Annotated in this window: 12 protein-coding genes; 4 read left to right on the forward strand and 8 right to left on the reverse strand. The window is 67.4% G+C overall.

What is annotated here, in order from left to right; genetic code table 11:
• Positions 1-3 precede the first annotated feature (3 nt).
• From fadD4 to JO236_RS02305, 6 genes are all read right to left on the reverse strand, one after another.
• Positions 4-1,521, reverse strand: a complete 1,518-nt coding sequence (fadD4, locus tag JO236_RS02285) for a fatty-acid--CoA ligase FadD4 (RefSeq protein WP_293324158.1) — start codon at positions 1,519-1,521, stop codon at positions 4-6.
• Positions 1,424-1,777, reverse strand: coding sequence for a type II toxin-antitoxin system RelE family toxin (locus JO236_RS22470; protein WP_416362137.1), 354 nt, complete (start codon positions 1,775-1,777; stop codon positions 1,424-1,426). Before JO236_RS22470 ends, fadD4 begins: the two co-directional genes overlap by 98 nt.
• A 46-nt stretch (positions 1,778-1,823) precedes the next feature.
• A complete protein-coding gene (locus JO236_RS02290) occupies positions 1,824-2,099 on the reverse strand; it encodes a type II toxin-antitoxin system Phd/YefM family antitoxin (RefSeq protein ID WP_293324160.1) in 276 nt (91 codons plus the stop codon).
• Positions 2,100-2,151: 52 nt separating this feature from the next.
• Positions 2,152-3,981, reverse strand: coding sequence for a phosphoenolpyruvate carboxykinase (GTP) (locus JO236_RS02295; RefSeq protein WP_293324162.1), 1,830 nt, complete (start codon positions 3,979-3,981; stop codon positions 2,152-2,154).
• A gap of 197 nt (positions 3,982-4,178) precedes the next feature.
• Positions 4,179-5,708: a hypothetical protein gene (locus JO236_RS02300; protein ID WP_293324165.1), complete on the reverse strand. Its 1,530-nt coding sequence runs from the start codon at positions 5,706-5,708 to the stop codon at positions 4,179-4,181.
• On the reverse strand, positions 5,705-6,763 hold the full coding sequence (locus JO236_RS02305; protein ID WP_293324168.1) for a hypothetical protein: 1,059 nt from the start codon (positions 6,761-6,763) through the stop codon (positions 5,705-5,707). The genes JO236_RS02300 and JO236_RS02305 overlap by 4 nt, the downstream gene beginning before the upstream one ends.
• A 162-nt stretch (positions 6,764-6,925) precedes the next feature.
• Here JO236_RS02305 and trmB point away from each other — a divergent pair, with 162 nt between their 5' ends.
• The 3 genes from trmB (at position 6,926) to JO236_RS02320 (ending at position 11,422) form a co-directional block, all read left to right on the forward strand.
• Positions 6,926-7,717, forward strand: a complete 792-nt coding sequence (gene trmB, locus JO236_RS02310) for a tRNA (guanosine(46)-N7)-methyltransferase TrmB (protein WP_293324196.1) — start codon at positions 6,926-6,928, stop codon at positions 7,715-7,717.
• Entirely contained in the window at positions 7,714-8,418 is a 705-nt protein-coding gene (locus JO236_RS02315; protein ID WP_293324171.1) for an NYN domain-containing protein, read from the forward strand. Before trmB ends, JO236_RS02315 begins: the two co-directional genes overlap by 4 nt.
• 70 nt (positions 8,419-8,488) lie before the next feature.
• Positions 8,489-11,422 (forward strand): MMPL family transporter, encoded by a 2,934-nt coding sequence (locus JO236_RS02320; protein WP_293324174.1) that lies wholly within the window; start codon positions 8,489-8,491, stop codon positions 11,420-11,422.
• Positions 11,423-11,425: 3 nt separating this feature from the next.
• Here JO236_RS02320 and JO236_RS02325 read toward each other — a convergent pair whose 3' ends face one another.
• Positions 11,426-12,595, reverse strand: a complete 1,170-nt coding sequence (locus JO236_RS02325; RefSeq protein WP_293324177.1) for an AI-2E family transporter — start codon at positions 12,593-12,595, stop codon at positions 11,426-11,428.
• Between the two features lie 117 nt (positions 12,596-12,712).
• Between JO236_RS02325 and JO236_RS02330 the strand changes: the two genes are divergently transcribed.
• Complete coding sequence (locus JO236_RS02330; RefSeq protein ID WP_293324180.1) at positions 12,713-13,888, forward strand: lysylphosphatidylglycerol synthase transmembrane domain-containing protein; 1,176 nt, start codon at positions 12,713-12,715, stop codon at positions 13,886-13,888.
• A gap of 151 nt (positions 13,889-14,039) precedes the next feature.
• Here JO236_RS02330 and JO236_RS02335 read toward each other — a convergent pair.
• On the reverse strand, positions 14,040-14,355 hold a 316-nt coding region (locus JO236_RS02335; RefSeq protein WP_293324183.1), incomplete at its 5' end, for a heme-binding protein.

A 14,355-nucleotide genomic window follows, 5' to 3' on the forward strand; every position in this document is an offset into this window, starting at 1 on the left:
CGGTTATCCCGAATACTTCTCGATCAGCTCGTTCTTGTAGAGCTTGCCGGTGTCGGTGCGCGGCAACTGCGACTCGAAGACGATCGACCGCGGACACTTGAAGTGCGACAGGCGATCTCGCAACCAACCGAGCAGCTGATCGGCGAACTCGTCGGTGGCGTCGGCCTCCTCGACGGTCTGCACGGCCGCCATCACGCGTTGGCCCATCTCGTCGTCGGCCACGCCGAACACCGCCGCGTCGAGCACCTTTGGGTGGGTCACCAGGAGGTTCTCGGTCTCCTGCGGGTAGATGTTCACCCCGCCGGAGATGATCATGTGGTGGCGCCGGTCGGTGAGGAACAGGTAGCCCTCGTCGTCGAGGTAGCCGATGTCGCCGACGGTCATCCAGCCGTGCTTTTCGCGTGCCGCAGCGGTTTTCGACGGGTCGTTGAGGTACTCGAACGAGTACCCGCCTTCGAAGTAGATCTCGCCCGCCTCACCCGGCGGAAGCTCTTCGCCGTCCTCGCCCACGATGTGCACCGCACCCAGCATCGGTTTGCCCACCGACCCCGGGTGCGCCAGCCAGTCTTCGGCGGTGATCAGCGTCGACCCGATCGCCTCCGAGGAGGCGTAGTACTCGTCGATGATCGGCCCCCACCAGTCCATCATCTGCTTCTTGATCTGCACCGGGCACGGGGCGGCGGCGTGCATCACCCGTTCGAGGCTGGATAAGTCATACGAATTGCGCACGCTTTCAGGTAGTTTCAGCATCCGGACGAACATGGCCGGGACAAACTGACCGTGGGTCACCCGATGGCGCTGGATCGCGTCCAGTGCCCCCTCGGCGTCGAACTTCTCCAACACCACCGTCGTGATGCCGCCGCCCTGGACACTCATCGACCACACCGACGGAGCGGTGTGATACAGCGGCGCCGGGCTCAGGTACACCGCCTCGGGGTGCATCCAAAACCCCACCAACGCCGACATCATGCCGGGCGCCTCGGCCGGCACGACGTGTGGCAGCTCGCGTTTGATGCCTTTGGGCCGGCCCGTGGTTCCCGACGAGTACTGCAGCAGGTCACCCTCGATCTCGTCGCCGATCGGCGTATCGGGTTGATCTGCAACGCATTCCGGGTATCGCTGCCAATCCGGCAGGTCGCCGTCGGCGATCATCAGCAGGTCGGGCAGGCCGCCCGGCAGATGTTCGGCAAGACCTGCGCAGGTCTGGATCAGCGCCGCCGATCCGATGATCGCCTTGGCGTTGCTGTTGTCGACGATGTAGGCGGCCTCGGCCGCGGTCAGGTGGGTGTTGATCGGCACGTAGTACAGCCCGCTGCGACGGGCCGCCCACATGACCGCGTGGATGTGCTCGTTGTTCTCCATCAGGATGGCGACGGTGTCGCCCTCCTTCAGACCCGCCTGACGGAACCTGTGCGCCAGTCGGTTAGCCCGGGCCTCCAGCTCGTCGAAGGTGACGACCGTGCCCGACGGGTGCAGGATGATCGCGGGTTTGTGGGCGCCGACATGCTGGCGAATCTGCATGGCTGAACTCTACGATGCGTTGAGCACGAGCCCCGCGCATGGCTCTAGGCATCGCGATAGACCTCACGCCGATGCGCCACCCGTATGAAAGGATCGCCAGGACGTCGTCCTGCATTTCGTACAGAATTCGGTAGTCGCCCCCGCGGACCCGCCATCGATTGCGGTGGCCGACAAGCTTTATAGCCTTCGGTGGCCGAGGATTGTCCGCCAGCAGCGCGACGACCCCTTCGATGCGAAGACGGTTACGCTTGTCGATCGAATCGCTGGCCGTTGGACGCTACGGGTTTTGCGGACCCGATAGGTCACGCGATGCCGAGATCGCGCTTGACGAGCTCCCACGGAATCGTGTCATCGTCTGCCGCCTCGTCATGTTCCGCCAGCGCCGGGTAGTCGTCGGCATCGTCGAGATCGTCGAGAAGCTTCTCGAACGCCTGGTAACCCATCAGCACCGCGATAGGTTGGCCATGCCGCGTCAACTTGACCGCCTTGCCGTGCGAACCGAGTTCGTCGATCACCGCAGCCAACTGTTTGTACAAAGGCGTACACAGCCTGTCGCTGTTAGCCGGGCAAACAGACATCCGCCCCAGGCAGAGACTGCTGGGGCGGATGTGTTTAAGGGTGGCGAAGCGCTCAGTCCGCCTGTGCCAGGCGCTCTTTCAGAGCGTCGAACTCGTCGCGGATGCCGGTCGGCAGTTTGTCACCGACGAATTCGAACCACTCCTCGATCAACGGCAGCTCCTGGCGCCACTCGGCGGCGTTGACCACCAGCGCCTTGGTGACGTCGTCGGACTGCACATCGAGGCCGTCCAGGTCCAGGTCGCCCGCGCTGGGCACGATGCCGATCGGGGTGTCCTGACCGCCGGCGTTGTGCTCAATGCGGTCCACGATCCACTTCAGCACCCGGCTGTTCTCGCCGAAGCCCGGCCACAGGAACTGTCCTTCATCGCCGCGGCGGAACCAGTTGACGAAGAACACCTTGGGCAGCTTGGACTCGTCGGAGTTCTTGCCCAGGTCGATCCAGTGCTGGAAGTAGTCGGCGACGTTGTAGCCCAGGAACGGCAGCATGGCCATCGGGTCGCGGCGCACGGTGCCGACCTTGCCCTCGGCGGCGGCGGTCTGCTCGCTGCCCATGGTGGCGCCCATGAACACGCCGTGCTGCCAGTCACGCGCCTGCGTCACCAGCGGCACAGTGGTCTTGCGGCGGGCGCCGAACAGGATCCCCGAGATCGGCACGCCCTGCGGGTCGTCCCACTCGGGCGCGAGGATCGGGCATTGCGACATCGGCGTGCAGTACCGCGAATTCGGGTGTGCGGCATTGGTTTCCGTCTCGCGGAAGTACCAGTCGTTGCCCTTCCAGTCGATCAGGTGCTGCGGATCGCCCTCCAGGCCCTCCCACCACACGTCACCGTCGTCGGTCAGGGCGACGTTGGTGAACACGGTGTTGCCGCCCGCGATGGTGCGCATGGCGTTGGGGTTGGACTTCCAGTTGGTGCCCGGCGCCACGCCGAAGAACCCGAACTCCGGGTTGACGGCGTACAGGCGGCCGTCCTTGCCGAATCGCATCCAGGCGATGTCGTCGCCCAGGGTCTCGGCGCGCCAGCCCGGGATGGTCGGCTGGAGCATCGCCAGGTTGGTTTTGCCGCACGCCGACGGGAACGCCGCGGCGAAGTAGTACGCCTTGTTCTCCGGCGAGATCAGCTTGAGGATCAGCATGTGCTCGGCGAGCCAGCCCTCGTCGTGGGCCATCGCCGACGCGATCCGCAGCGAATAGCACTTCTTGCCCAGCAGCGCGTTGCCGCCGTAGCCGGAGCCGTAGCTCCAGATCTCGCGGGTCTCGGGGAAGTGGGTGATGTACTTGGTGTCGTTGCAGGGCCACGGCACGTCCTGCTGGCCCGCCTCGAGGGGGGCGCCCACGGAGTGCAGTGCCTTCACGAAGAAGCCGTCGTCACCGATCTTGTCCAGCGCGGCCGTGCCCATCCGGGTCATGGTGCGCATCGAGACGACGACGTACTCGGAGTCGGTGATCTCCACCCCCAGCTTGGGGTCGTCGGCGCCGAGCGGGCCCATGCAGAACGGCACCACGTACATGGTGCGACCGCGCATACACCCGCGGTACAGGTCGGTCATGATGCCCCGCATCTCGGCGGGGTCCATCCAGTTGTTGGTCGGGCCGGCGTCGGCCTCGCGCTCCGAGCAGATGAAGGTCCGGGACTCTACCCGCGCCACGTCCGACGGGTCCGACAGCGCCAGGTAGGAATTGGGGTGCTTCTTCTCGTTCAACTTCCTGAACGTGCCCGCGTCGACCAGCTGGGTGGCGAGCCGCTCGAACTCCTCCTCGGACCCGTCGGCGAAAACCACCAGGTCGGGCTGGGTCAGCTCGGCGACCTCCTCTACCCATGACAGCAGCCCCTTATGTTTAGTGGGCGCGGTATCCATGCCGGGGATGGTCGCTGAGGTCATCGAACTCTCCTGAATTCTGCGTGGGTACGTAACGGGTACGTAACGGCTCATGGTGCTGGGCATCAGGTGAAGCGTTGCTCACACACAACTGTTGCCAGCGTGTCGCTTTTTATACAGGTTATCGCGAGTGACTTGTCGGGGAAGCCCGGGGCGGGTATAAGCCTGCTCACAACAACGATTCAGAAGCCTCGAAACCGTCAAGAATTGTCACCTTCGTGCTCGTCTGCCGGCTCCCCGCCGGACTCCGCAGGTTTGCGTATACCCGCTTCGCCGAGTTCTGCGCGTACCGCGTCCAGCGCGGCCTGCACCGTCGGCATCTCCCGGTCGCGCAGCGCGGCGGCCCGCGCCGCGGCGATCGCGTGCTCGCGCAGTTCGCTGTCGATGGCGCTGACCTGGTCGGCCACCCGCGCGTTCTCGGCCTCGTCGCGGGCGTGCAGCGCGGGGGTCAACACCGATTCGGCGCCCAGCACCCGGGTGGCGACCAACTGCTCCACGACCGAGCGCAGCGAGGTGCTCACGTCACCCGTCCACCGGTCCAGCACCGCACGGTCGTGCAGCAGGCCGCGGATGTTCACCACCCAGACGGTCACCGCCAGTCCGACCGCCATGCACGCCACCCCCGCCGCCACCGCCACCAGCGAGTTGAGCCCCGGAGCCAGACTGGCCACCAGCCGGCTCAACGTCAGCGCCATGCCGAGCCCGAACCCGGCGCCCAACAGAATCATCAGCTGGGTTTCCAGTCGCCGCGATTTCAGCGCGGGCGGTCCGAATTCGACCACCGGCAGCGGCGCGGACGGGTCCTCCAGGGCGGCCGGCGTCAGCGGCACCCCCATCGCCTGCCCGAGGTCGGCAAGATGGGTGTTGGTGCCCTCGGCCACTTCGACGACTACCTCGTCAACCCGGCTGCGGGTGTACGCCTCGAATTCGGGCAGCTTCCGTCGGGTCAGCCGCGCGACGTCTTCCTGCAGTTCGGTTCGCACTGACGAACACCGGGTGCGGGCGAAGTAGGACAGCTGGAGCCGGGCCTGCTGCAGTCGGCCACGCAGCGTGACGGTGTTCTCGGTTCTCGATTGACGCCGTTGCCGCAGGGCCGCGCTGCGCTCCTCGCGCAGCGCGTCCACCCGGGCCCGCCGTCCCGCGCCGGCCGCGTCGCGGTCGAACCTACTGATGACCGTCTCAAGTCGGGATTCCCACGCCCGCAACCTATTTCGTCGCCCAACGTCGGGATCGGCGAGCAGTCCCTGGACCGCGGCGACCAAGTCGTCGACGCGCGGCTCGCCCACCTCGGGCGCCGCGGCCGCGCCCACCCACGGCACCTTTCCGTAGCGCGGCGCGTGCGCGGCCAGCTTGTCGCGGTTGCTGCTCAGCACTTCGCGCCAGTTGCGATGCACGTCGATCTTGGAAACCACCGCGACCACCACGTCGGTGTTCTCCGCTGCGGAGTCCAGCTGCGCGCAGTCGGACTGGGTCAGCGGGACGGCGGCGGACACAACGAACACCACCGCGATCGGCGCATCGCCGGGACCCAGCTCCGTCGACTCGACGAACTTGTGCTGCGGCAGCCGTTCGCGCAGCGCCGCGACCACCCCGGTTACCCCGGCCAACCACGGACCGGTGACCAGCACCACGTCCCGCCGGTTGAGGGCCAGCGAACCGAGCCGCGGCCCGAACCCGGCCACCAGCGCGTCGACCCGGCCTGCCGGGTCGTCGCGCGCCGCGCCTGTCACAGGGTCCCGCCCGCCCGCGACCAGAGCCGAAGCGATCCCCGGGCGATGTCCGCGCCGCACGCGCGGTGCATGTCGCTCACCGAGCCGAGTTTGCCAAGACTGAATTGCTGCCAGCGCACCGCCCGGGGTAGGTGGCCGGCCGGATCGTCCCGGACCCCCACCGGCAGTCCCAGCGCCTCGGCGAGGTCGACGGCGGCGCCCATCCGGGCGATCACCGTGTCGTCGCGGGACAGGAACTCGCTGACCCGCTCCCCCGCCTGGTCCCCGGAAACAGCCAGCGCCTCCAATTCCGCCACCGCGTCCAGCACCCGCTGATAGCGCGTCTCAGCACCCAGCGCCACGATCCTGTCGACGACGCCGTCGACGCAACTGACCCGGCGCAGCAGGGCCCGCAGCTGGGCGGGGCCGTTGCGCTGCCGCACCGCGGCGACCGCCAGCGCGGTGCCGAACAGGTCGAGGGCGTCCAGCAGGCGCAGCCGGGCGTCGGTCGGAACGGGATTGTTGGCCCCCAAAAAGCCGTCGAACGACCCGTCGAGGGACACCGAACCACCGGGGCAGCTGGCCAGCGCGTGCAGCGCCGCCCACAGATCGTCGTCCAGCTGATCGTCGAGCGCGGTCACGGCCAGCAGCCCGATCATCGGCTCCACGGCTGCCCCGAGGTGTGCGGCGAACTGTCGGCAGCGGGCCTGTGCAGCCGTGATCGGCCCGTCTCCGGCGAAACCGCACAGGTCGGCCTTGTTCAGTACCACCAGAACCGGGGCGAGACTGCTCGCCAGCACAGCGATCTCATCGGCGTCCTCGAGCTTGACCACCTCGGTGATCACGTAAACGACGACGTCGGCACCCCCAGCCGGGGCGACGCTTAGTCCCGCCGGCCGACCCGCGGCCGCTAGGGCGCGCGCCACCGTGCCGCGGCCCGCGCCCGGACGTCCGCGCACCGTCACGCGCAGTGGCGTGGCAACGCGCTCGGCGATCTCGCTCACCCGCGCGTCGGTGCCCCCGGCCGCAAATTGCGCCAGCTCGTCGGCGAAAATCTGGTGCCCCTGTGCCCTCATGTCAGCCTGCTTGATCCGATCGTCCCGGCTCGACCCCCCTGGTTGCGGTCATACCGCATGGTGGCACCTGCACCGGTGAGATGCGAGCCACCGTCACCTGTTACCAGCTGAAGGCAACTGTTGGATATCAATCTGGATCAGGCGCGGCTACATCAGCGGTTCATGGGCCAGGATGGACGGATGCACGCGCAAACCGGGGTCGGGATACGTCCCGAGACGCCGGTGGGCGAACGGACTGACGGGGACCGCACCTGGGGCTATCTGCCCGCCACCAGCTTTCGCTCGCGGCGCTCCGCCCTGTCGAACGGGCAGCGTGAGACCTGGGAGCGGCTGTGGCCCCAGCTCGGCATGGTGGCGCTGTCCGAGGCCGGGGCGTCAACCGACAATCAAGGACCACTGGACAGCCGAGCGTGGTTTGGCCGCGACGCCGCGCTGGTGCTCGAGATCGGTTGCGGCAACGGGGCCTCCACGGTGGCAATGGCGCAGGCCGAGCCCGACATCGACGTGATCGCGGTGGAGATCTATCGCCGCGGACTGGCGCAGCTGCTGTGCTCGATCGATAGCGCCAACGTGCCCAACATCCGCCTGATCCGGGGAAATGGGATCGACGTGCTACTAAAGCTGATTCCCCCCGGCTCACTGTCCGGTGTGCGGGTCTTCTTCCCCGATCCGTGGCCCAAGGCGCGCCACCACAAACGGCGGTTCTTGCAGCCCGGCACCGTTTCCCTGATCGCTGACCGGCTACTCCCCGGTGGTGTGCTGCACGCCGCGACCGACCACCCGGGCTACGCCGAGCACATCGCGGCGGTCGGCGATGCCGAATCCAGGCTCGCCCGCGCCCACCCCGGCACCGAATCACTACCTATCTCCGTCGTTCGCCCCACTACTAAATACGAGACCAAAGCCCAAGCAGCGGGCAGCGCCGTCAGCGAGCTGATTTGGAAGAAGCAATGACCCTCACCGAAGAAACCGCACCAGCGCCCGAAACCCTGTCGTCGGTCACCGCCGAGAGCCTCGCCGACTTCGCCGGACAGGTGCACCGGGTGCTGCTGGTTTGGGACGCTCCCAACCTCGACATGGGCCTGGGCTCCATCCTGGGTCGCCGGCCCACGGCGCTGGAACGACCACGCTTCGACGCGCTGGGCCGCTGGCTGTTGGCCCGCACCGCCGAGGTGGCCGCAGGGCGCACCGACTCCACGATCGAGCCCGAGGCCACCGTCTTCACCAATATCGCGCCAAGCAGCGCCGAGGTCGTGCGGCCATGGGTGGACGCGCTGCGCAACGTGGGCTTCGCGGTGTTTGCCAAGCCGAAGATCGACGAGGACAGCGACGTGGACCGCGACATGCTGGACCACATCGCGCTGCGGCATGGAGAAGGGCTCGCGGCGCTGGTGGTGGCCTCCGCCGACGGTCAGGCGTTCCGCCTCCCGCTGGAAGAAGTCGCGCGCGGCGGAATCCCAGTTCAAGTGCTCGGATTTCGTGAACATGCCAGTTGGGCGCTAGCGTCGGATACCTTGGAGTTCGTCGACCTGGAGGACATCCCGGGTGTTTTCCGGGAGCCGTTGCCGCGAATCGGCCTGGATTCGCTGCCTGATCAAGGAGCTTGGCTGCAGCCCTTCCGGCCGCTGTCCTCGCTGTTGACGTCGCGTGTGTGACACTGGAACACCAACGCAGGTCGCTGACGATTCCAGACAAGTCTAATCAGGACCTAGTTAGGAGCTTTTAGTGTTCGCCTGGTGGGGTCGAACCGTGTACCGCTACCGGTACATCGTGATCGGGGTCATGGTGGCCCTGTCCCTCGGCGGCGGCATCTTCGGAATGAGCCTGGGTAAGCACGTCACGCAGAGCGGTTTCTACGACGACGGCAGTCAATCCGTGAAGGCTTCGGTGCTCGGCGACAACACCTATGGCCGCGACCGAACCGGCCACATCGTCGCCACCTTCACCGCCCCCGACGGCAAGACCGTCGACGACCCGGCATGGCGACAGAAGGTCGTCGACGAGCTCAACAAGTTCAAGAACGACCATCCCGACCAGGTCCTCGGCTGGGCCGGGTACCTCGCCCTGCCGCCCGGCACCGATCCCCCCAACGCCCAAATCAAGGGGATGGCGACCGAAGACAAGAAGCACACCTTCGTCAGCATCCCGCTGAAGGGCAATGACGACGACACCATCCTTAACAACTACAAGACCGTCGCCCCGGCCCTACAGAAGCTCGACGGCGGCACGGTTCAACTCGCCGGCCTGGAACCAATCATGAGCTCGCTGACCGGCACCATTGCCACCGACCAGCGCCGCATGGAGGTCCTCGCGCTGCCGCTGGTGACGGTGGTGCTGTTCCTGGTGTTCGGCGGCGCGATCGCCGCCGGGCTCCCGGTCATGGTGGGCGGACTGAGCATCGCGGGTGCGCTGGGCATCCTGCGTTTCATCTCGCTCTTCGCACCGGTGCACTTCTTCGCTCAACCCGTCGTGTCGCTGGTCGGTCTGGGTCTGGCGATCGACTACGGGCTTTTCGTGGTGAGCCGGTTCCGTGAGGAGATCGCTGAAGGCTACGACACCGAGGCCGCGGTGCGCCGCACGGTCATGACTGCAGGTCGGACGGTGACGTTCTCGGCGGTGCTGATCATCGCCTCGGGTGCCAGCCTGCTGTTGTTGCCCCAAGGCTTCGTGAAGTCGCTCACTTACGCGCTGATCGCGGCGGTCGGGCTTGCGGCGCTGCTGTCGATCACCCTGTTGCCCGCGTGCCTGGGAATCCTCGGCAAACACGTCGACGCGCTAGGGGTGCGGACGGCGTTCCGGGTGCCGTTCCTGCGTAACTGGAAGGTGTCCCGGGCCTACCTCAACTGGCTCGCCGACAGGCTGCAGAAAACCAAGACCCGCGAAGAGGTCGAGGCCGGTTTCTGGGGCAAGCTGGTGACCTGGGTGATGAAGCGGCCTCTGGCCTTCGCCATCCCGATCGTCATCGGGATGATCGCGCTGGTCATCCCGCTGGGCAACCTGCAGCTCGGTGGCATCAGCGAGAAATACCTGCCACCGAACAACCCGGCCCGCCAGGCGCAGGAGCACTTCGACAAGCTCTTCCCGGGATACCGCACCGAGCAGCTGACGCTGGTGATCAAGAGCGACAACCACAGCCCGGTCACCGACCAGCAGGTCGCCGACGTCCGCAACAGGGTCTCGGGCATCACCGGGTTCACCAGTAAGCAGTGGGATGAACGGCCCTGCCCGGCCATCGCCGGTAATCCGTGCGTCGCCGGACCCAACGGGACGACGCACCCCGAAGACGCCTCGATCCGAGTGATCGAGAACGGCTTGGTCAACCGTAACGACGCCGCGAAGAAGATCGACGAGTTGCGGGCGATCACCCCGCCCAAGGGTCTGGAGTTCCTGGTCGGCGGTACCCCGGCGCTCGAGCAGGACAGCATTCACGCCTTGTACGACAAGGCCGGTTTGATGCTGGTGGTTCTCATCGGCACGACGATGCTGTTGATGTTCCTGGCGTTCGGGTCGGTGGTGTTGCCGGTCAAGGCGGCGGTGATGAGCGCGCTCACGCTGGGCTCCACCATGGGCATCCTGACGTGGATCTTTGTCGACGGACACTTCGCGAAGTGGCTCAATTTCACCCCGACGCCGCTAATGGTGATCATCATCGCGCTGGTCGTCGCCGTCGGTTACGGACTGGCTACCGACTACGAGGTGTTCCTGGTGTCCCGAATGGTGGAGGCGCGAGCGCGCGGCATGTCCACCGCGGAGGCAATCCGGATCGGCACCGCGACCACCGGACGCCTCATCACGGCCGCCGCAATGGTGCTCGCCGTGGTCGCCGGTTCGTTCGTGTTCTCCGACCTGGTGATGATGAAGTACTTGGCGTTCGGCCTGATGGCAGCGCTGTTGCTGGACGCCACCGTGGTCCGGATGTTCCTGGTGCCCTCGGTGATGAAGCTGCTCGGCGACGACTGCTGGTGGGCTCCGCGCTGGGCGCGGCGCCTGCAGAACCGTCTCGGGCTGGGCGAGATCGACCTGCCCGACGAGCGCAAGCCGGCTCCCGGCAAGGCGCGTCCGGCCCGCCCCCCGGTCAACGCCCCCGCGCTGGTCGCAGCCGCCCCGCGCCCCGCACACGACCCGACGCATCCGAGCCTGACCGAGCCGCCGCGACGAGCACCGTTGAGCCCCCCTCCGGCGAGCCGGCCGGAGCCCAGGCCCGTTGCGGACGCTCCCTCGGGCGCAAGCACCAAGCGGATACCGGCCAAGCCGTCGGCCGAGGCGACCAGTCGCATGGCCGCCCCGGGCGTTGACCCGACCGCCCGGAAACGGTCCGCGCCGCCCCGCCCGCAGAGCAGGCCCACACCACCGGCGCCCGCCGCGCCACCCACGCCCACCCCGCCACCGGCACCGTCTGCCGGCACGACCCACGCGATCCCGATCGCGAGCAACGGCCCTGCGGACAACGGGGATCACGGGGGCGACAAGGCCGACCCCACCACGGCGCTACCGGTCATGCGAAGTGACGGCGGCGACTCCGACGCCGCCACCGAAAAGCTCAACGCCCGCGGCCAGGGCGGCCAAAACGACAGTGGCGTCGACAACCAGCGTGGCCGCCGCCGCGGCGGCGGCGGACTTACCGCCCAGGACCTGCTGCGTCGCGAAGGCCGTCTGTAAGGCTCACTCCGAGCTTTCCTCGGATCCGTGCTCGGGGTCGTCCGACTCCGCCTGCAGGATCGCTCCCTTGGACCCGTGCTGTTCGGCGTCCTCGGTCTGCTTCTCCACCTCGGCGGAGGGATCCTTGGCCAGCAACACCTGCACCGCGTTGTTGAGGAAGGCGACCGTCGGAACGGCCAACAACGCACCGACGATCCCGGCCAGCACCCCGCCGGTGGAGATCGCCAGCACCACCGCCAACGGGTGGATCGACACCGCGCGACCCATCACCAGCGGTTGCAGCAAATGCGCTTCGAGTTGGTTGATCACGATCAGCAAGCCCAGCGTGATCAGCGCGTAGACAATTCCCTTTGCCAGCAGCGCGACCACCACGGCCACCAGGCCCGAGACCAGGGCGCCGATCAGCGGGATGAAAGCGCCGAGGAACACCAACGACGCCAACGGCAGCGCCAGCGGCACCCCCATGATCGCCAGTCCCGTGCCCACCCCCGCCGCGTCGGTCAGCGCCACCAGGAACGTCGCTCGCACATAGCCGATCAGCGACCCGTACCCGGCCGCGCCCGCCTCCCGCACCCGGTCCCGAGTGTCGACCGGGAAGATCTTGACCACGTACTGCCAGATGTTGCGGCCGCCGTAGAGAAAGAAGATCAGCGTGAAGAGCACCAATACCGCCGCGGTCACCAACTCGGTGACGGTGGCCGCCGTCGAAAGTGCGCCGCTGGTCAACTTCGCCTGATTGTTGTGCAACGCCTGGATTGCCGCGTTGCCCGCGCTGTCGATCTGCTCGTTGCGCAGGTGCGCCGGCCCCTGGATAAGCCATTTACGGGTGGAGTCGATGCTGCGGCTCACCTGCTCGACCAGGTCGGGTGCACCGACGATGAACTGGCTGACGACGAACGTCAAGATGGCACCCAGCACGGCGAACCCGCTGAGCAGGACCAGTGCCACCGCGCCACCGCGCGGCAAGCCGCGCCGGTCCAGCCAGTCCACCCCCGGCACCAGCAATGCGCTCAACATCAGCGCCAGCAGCACGGGCACGACGATCACTTCAAGCTTTTCGACCACCCACAGCAACGCCACCACGGCGGCCAGGATGACCAGCAACCGCCACGCCCACGCCGCGGTCCTGCGGACCAGAGGTTCGACCGAGGCATCGTCCACACTGACCGGCATCCGGCAAGCCTATCCGGTGCCCGCTGACGCGATCCGGTTACCGATCCGGTTACGAGGTCGACACGGTCGGCGCAGCACCGGGATCAGGGCGCCACCTGCGCGGTTACCCTAAAGCACGTGTCGCACGATGCCCCCGTCCGCAAGCTGGTCCGCCAGCGCGAGCAGGCACCGCGCGGCAAATACTGGTGGCTGCGATGGGTGGTCCTGGGCATCGTCGCGATCGTGCTCACCGCCGAGATCAGCCTGGTCTCGGATCAGCTGGCCAAAGCGTGGCGCAGTCTGTTCGAGGCCAAGGGTTGGTGGCTGATCGCCGCGGCGTTGGCGGCGGCCGCGTCGATGCACAGCTTCGCGCAGATCCAGCGAACCCTGCTCAGCTCCGCCGGAGTGCACGTCAAGCAACTGCGGTCGGAGGCAACGTTTTACGCCGCCAACTCACTAAGCACCACGCTGCCGGGCGGCCCGGTGTTATCGGCGACGTTTTTGCTTCGGCAGCAACGCATTTGGGGCGCCTCGACAGTGGTGGCGTCGTGGCAACTGGTGATGTCAGGGGTACTGCAGGCGGTCGGTCTGGCGCTGCTCGGGCTGGGCGGCGCCTTCTTTCTGGGCGCCAAGAACAACCCGTTCTCGCTGCTGTTCACGCTGGGCGGTTTCGTCGCGCTGTTGCTGCTTGCCCAGGCGGTGGCGTCGCGGCCAGAGCTGATCGAGGGGATCGGCAGCCGGGTCTTGTCGTGGGTCAATTCGCTGCGCGGCAGGCCCGCCGACGCCGGTGTGGCGAAGTGGCGCGAAACGCTCATGCAGCTGGAATCGGTCAGCCTCGGCCGCCGCGACCTGGGTGTGGCTTTCAGCTGGTCGATGTTCAACTGGATCGCCGACGTCGCCTGCCTCGGCTTCGCCGCGTACGCCGCCGGCGGCCACGCTTCGGTCGCGGGCTTGACCGTCGCCTACGCGGCGGCCCGCGCGGTGGGCACCATCCCGTTGATGCCCGGTGGTCTGCTGGTTGTCGAGGCGGTGCTGGTGCCCGGCCTGGTGTCCAGCGGCATGGCCCTGCCCAATGCCATCTCCGCGATGCTGATCTACCGGCTGATCAGCTGGTTGTTCATCGCGGCGATCGGTTGGGTGGTGTTCTTCTTCGTGTTCCGCACCGAGAAGGTCGGCGACCCGAACTCCGGCGACGACCCGCCCACCGACCCGAACCTCAGCTTGGTCATCGATCCCGCCCCGTCGGCGGACCCGCCCGACCCGCCCGATCGCAATGGCGACGGCGAGGGCGGGAGCGAGGGCGGCCCAGGCTGACGGCCTCGAGCCTGCGCTCACGGCATCGAGCCTGCGTCCAGGGCGTCGAGCCTGCGCTCACGGCATCGAGCCTGCGCTGATGGCATCGAGTCTGCGTCCAGGGCGGGATTTCGGCGATTTTCCCGCCCTGGACGCAGACTCGATCCGCGGTTCAGCCGACGGTCTTCGACTTGGGCGGTGCGGGAACCGGGCTGGTGGTGCTTGGTGCAGCCCCCCCGGCCCCCGCAGCCGCGGGAGCCCCAGCTCCCGCAGCCCCGATAGCGCCCGGCAGCCCGCCCGGCAACGCGGGCAGGCCGCCCCCTCCCTGCGCTGCCTGGGCAAAGCCCAGCGCCTGCGGGATGGTGATCGGCAGCTTGCACTGCGTCGATAGATTGGTCAGCGGCTGGGCGATCCCCGTCATATCGCCGGACGCCTTGGGGTTGGCCTCGAAGTAGCTCTTCAGCAAACCGACCGATTGCGGGCCCGCC

Source organism: Mycobacterium sp. (genome assembly GCF_019247635.1).
Taxonomy (GTDB): domain Bacteria; phylum Actinomycetota; class Actinomycetes; order Mycobacteriales; family Mycobacteriaceae; genus Mycobacterium.

Bases quoted from the DNA above. Each gene is read 5' to 3' on its own strand.
- fadD4 (WP_293324158.1), bottom strand. From the start codon at position 1,521: ATGCAGATTCGCCAGCATGTCGGCGCCCACAAACCCGCGATCATCCTG.
- JO236_RS02290 (WP_293324160.1), bottom strand. From the start codon at position 2,099: ATGTCTGTTTGCCCGGCTAACAGCGACAGGCTGTGTACGCCTTTGTAC.
- JO236_RS02295 (WP_293324162.1), bottom strand. From the start codon at position 3,981: ATGACCTCAGCGACCATCCCCGGCATGGATACCGCGCCCACTAAACAT.
- JO236_RS02305 (WP_293324168.1), bottom strand. From the start codon at position 6,763: ATGAGGGCACAGGGGCACCAGATTTTCGCCGACGAGCTGGCGCAATTT.
- trmB (WP_293324196.1), top strand. From the start codon at position 6,926: ATGGGCCAGGATGGACGGATGCACGCGCAAACCGGGGTCGGGATACGT.
- JO236_RS02315 (WP_293324171.1), top strand. From the start codon at position 7,714: ATGACCCTCACCGAAGAAACCGCACCAGCGCCCGAAACCCTGTCGTCG.
- JO236_RS02325 (WP_293324177.1), bottom strand. From the start codon at position 12,595: ATGCCGGTCAGTGTGGACGATGCCTCGGTCGAACCTCTGGTCCGCAGG.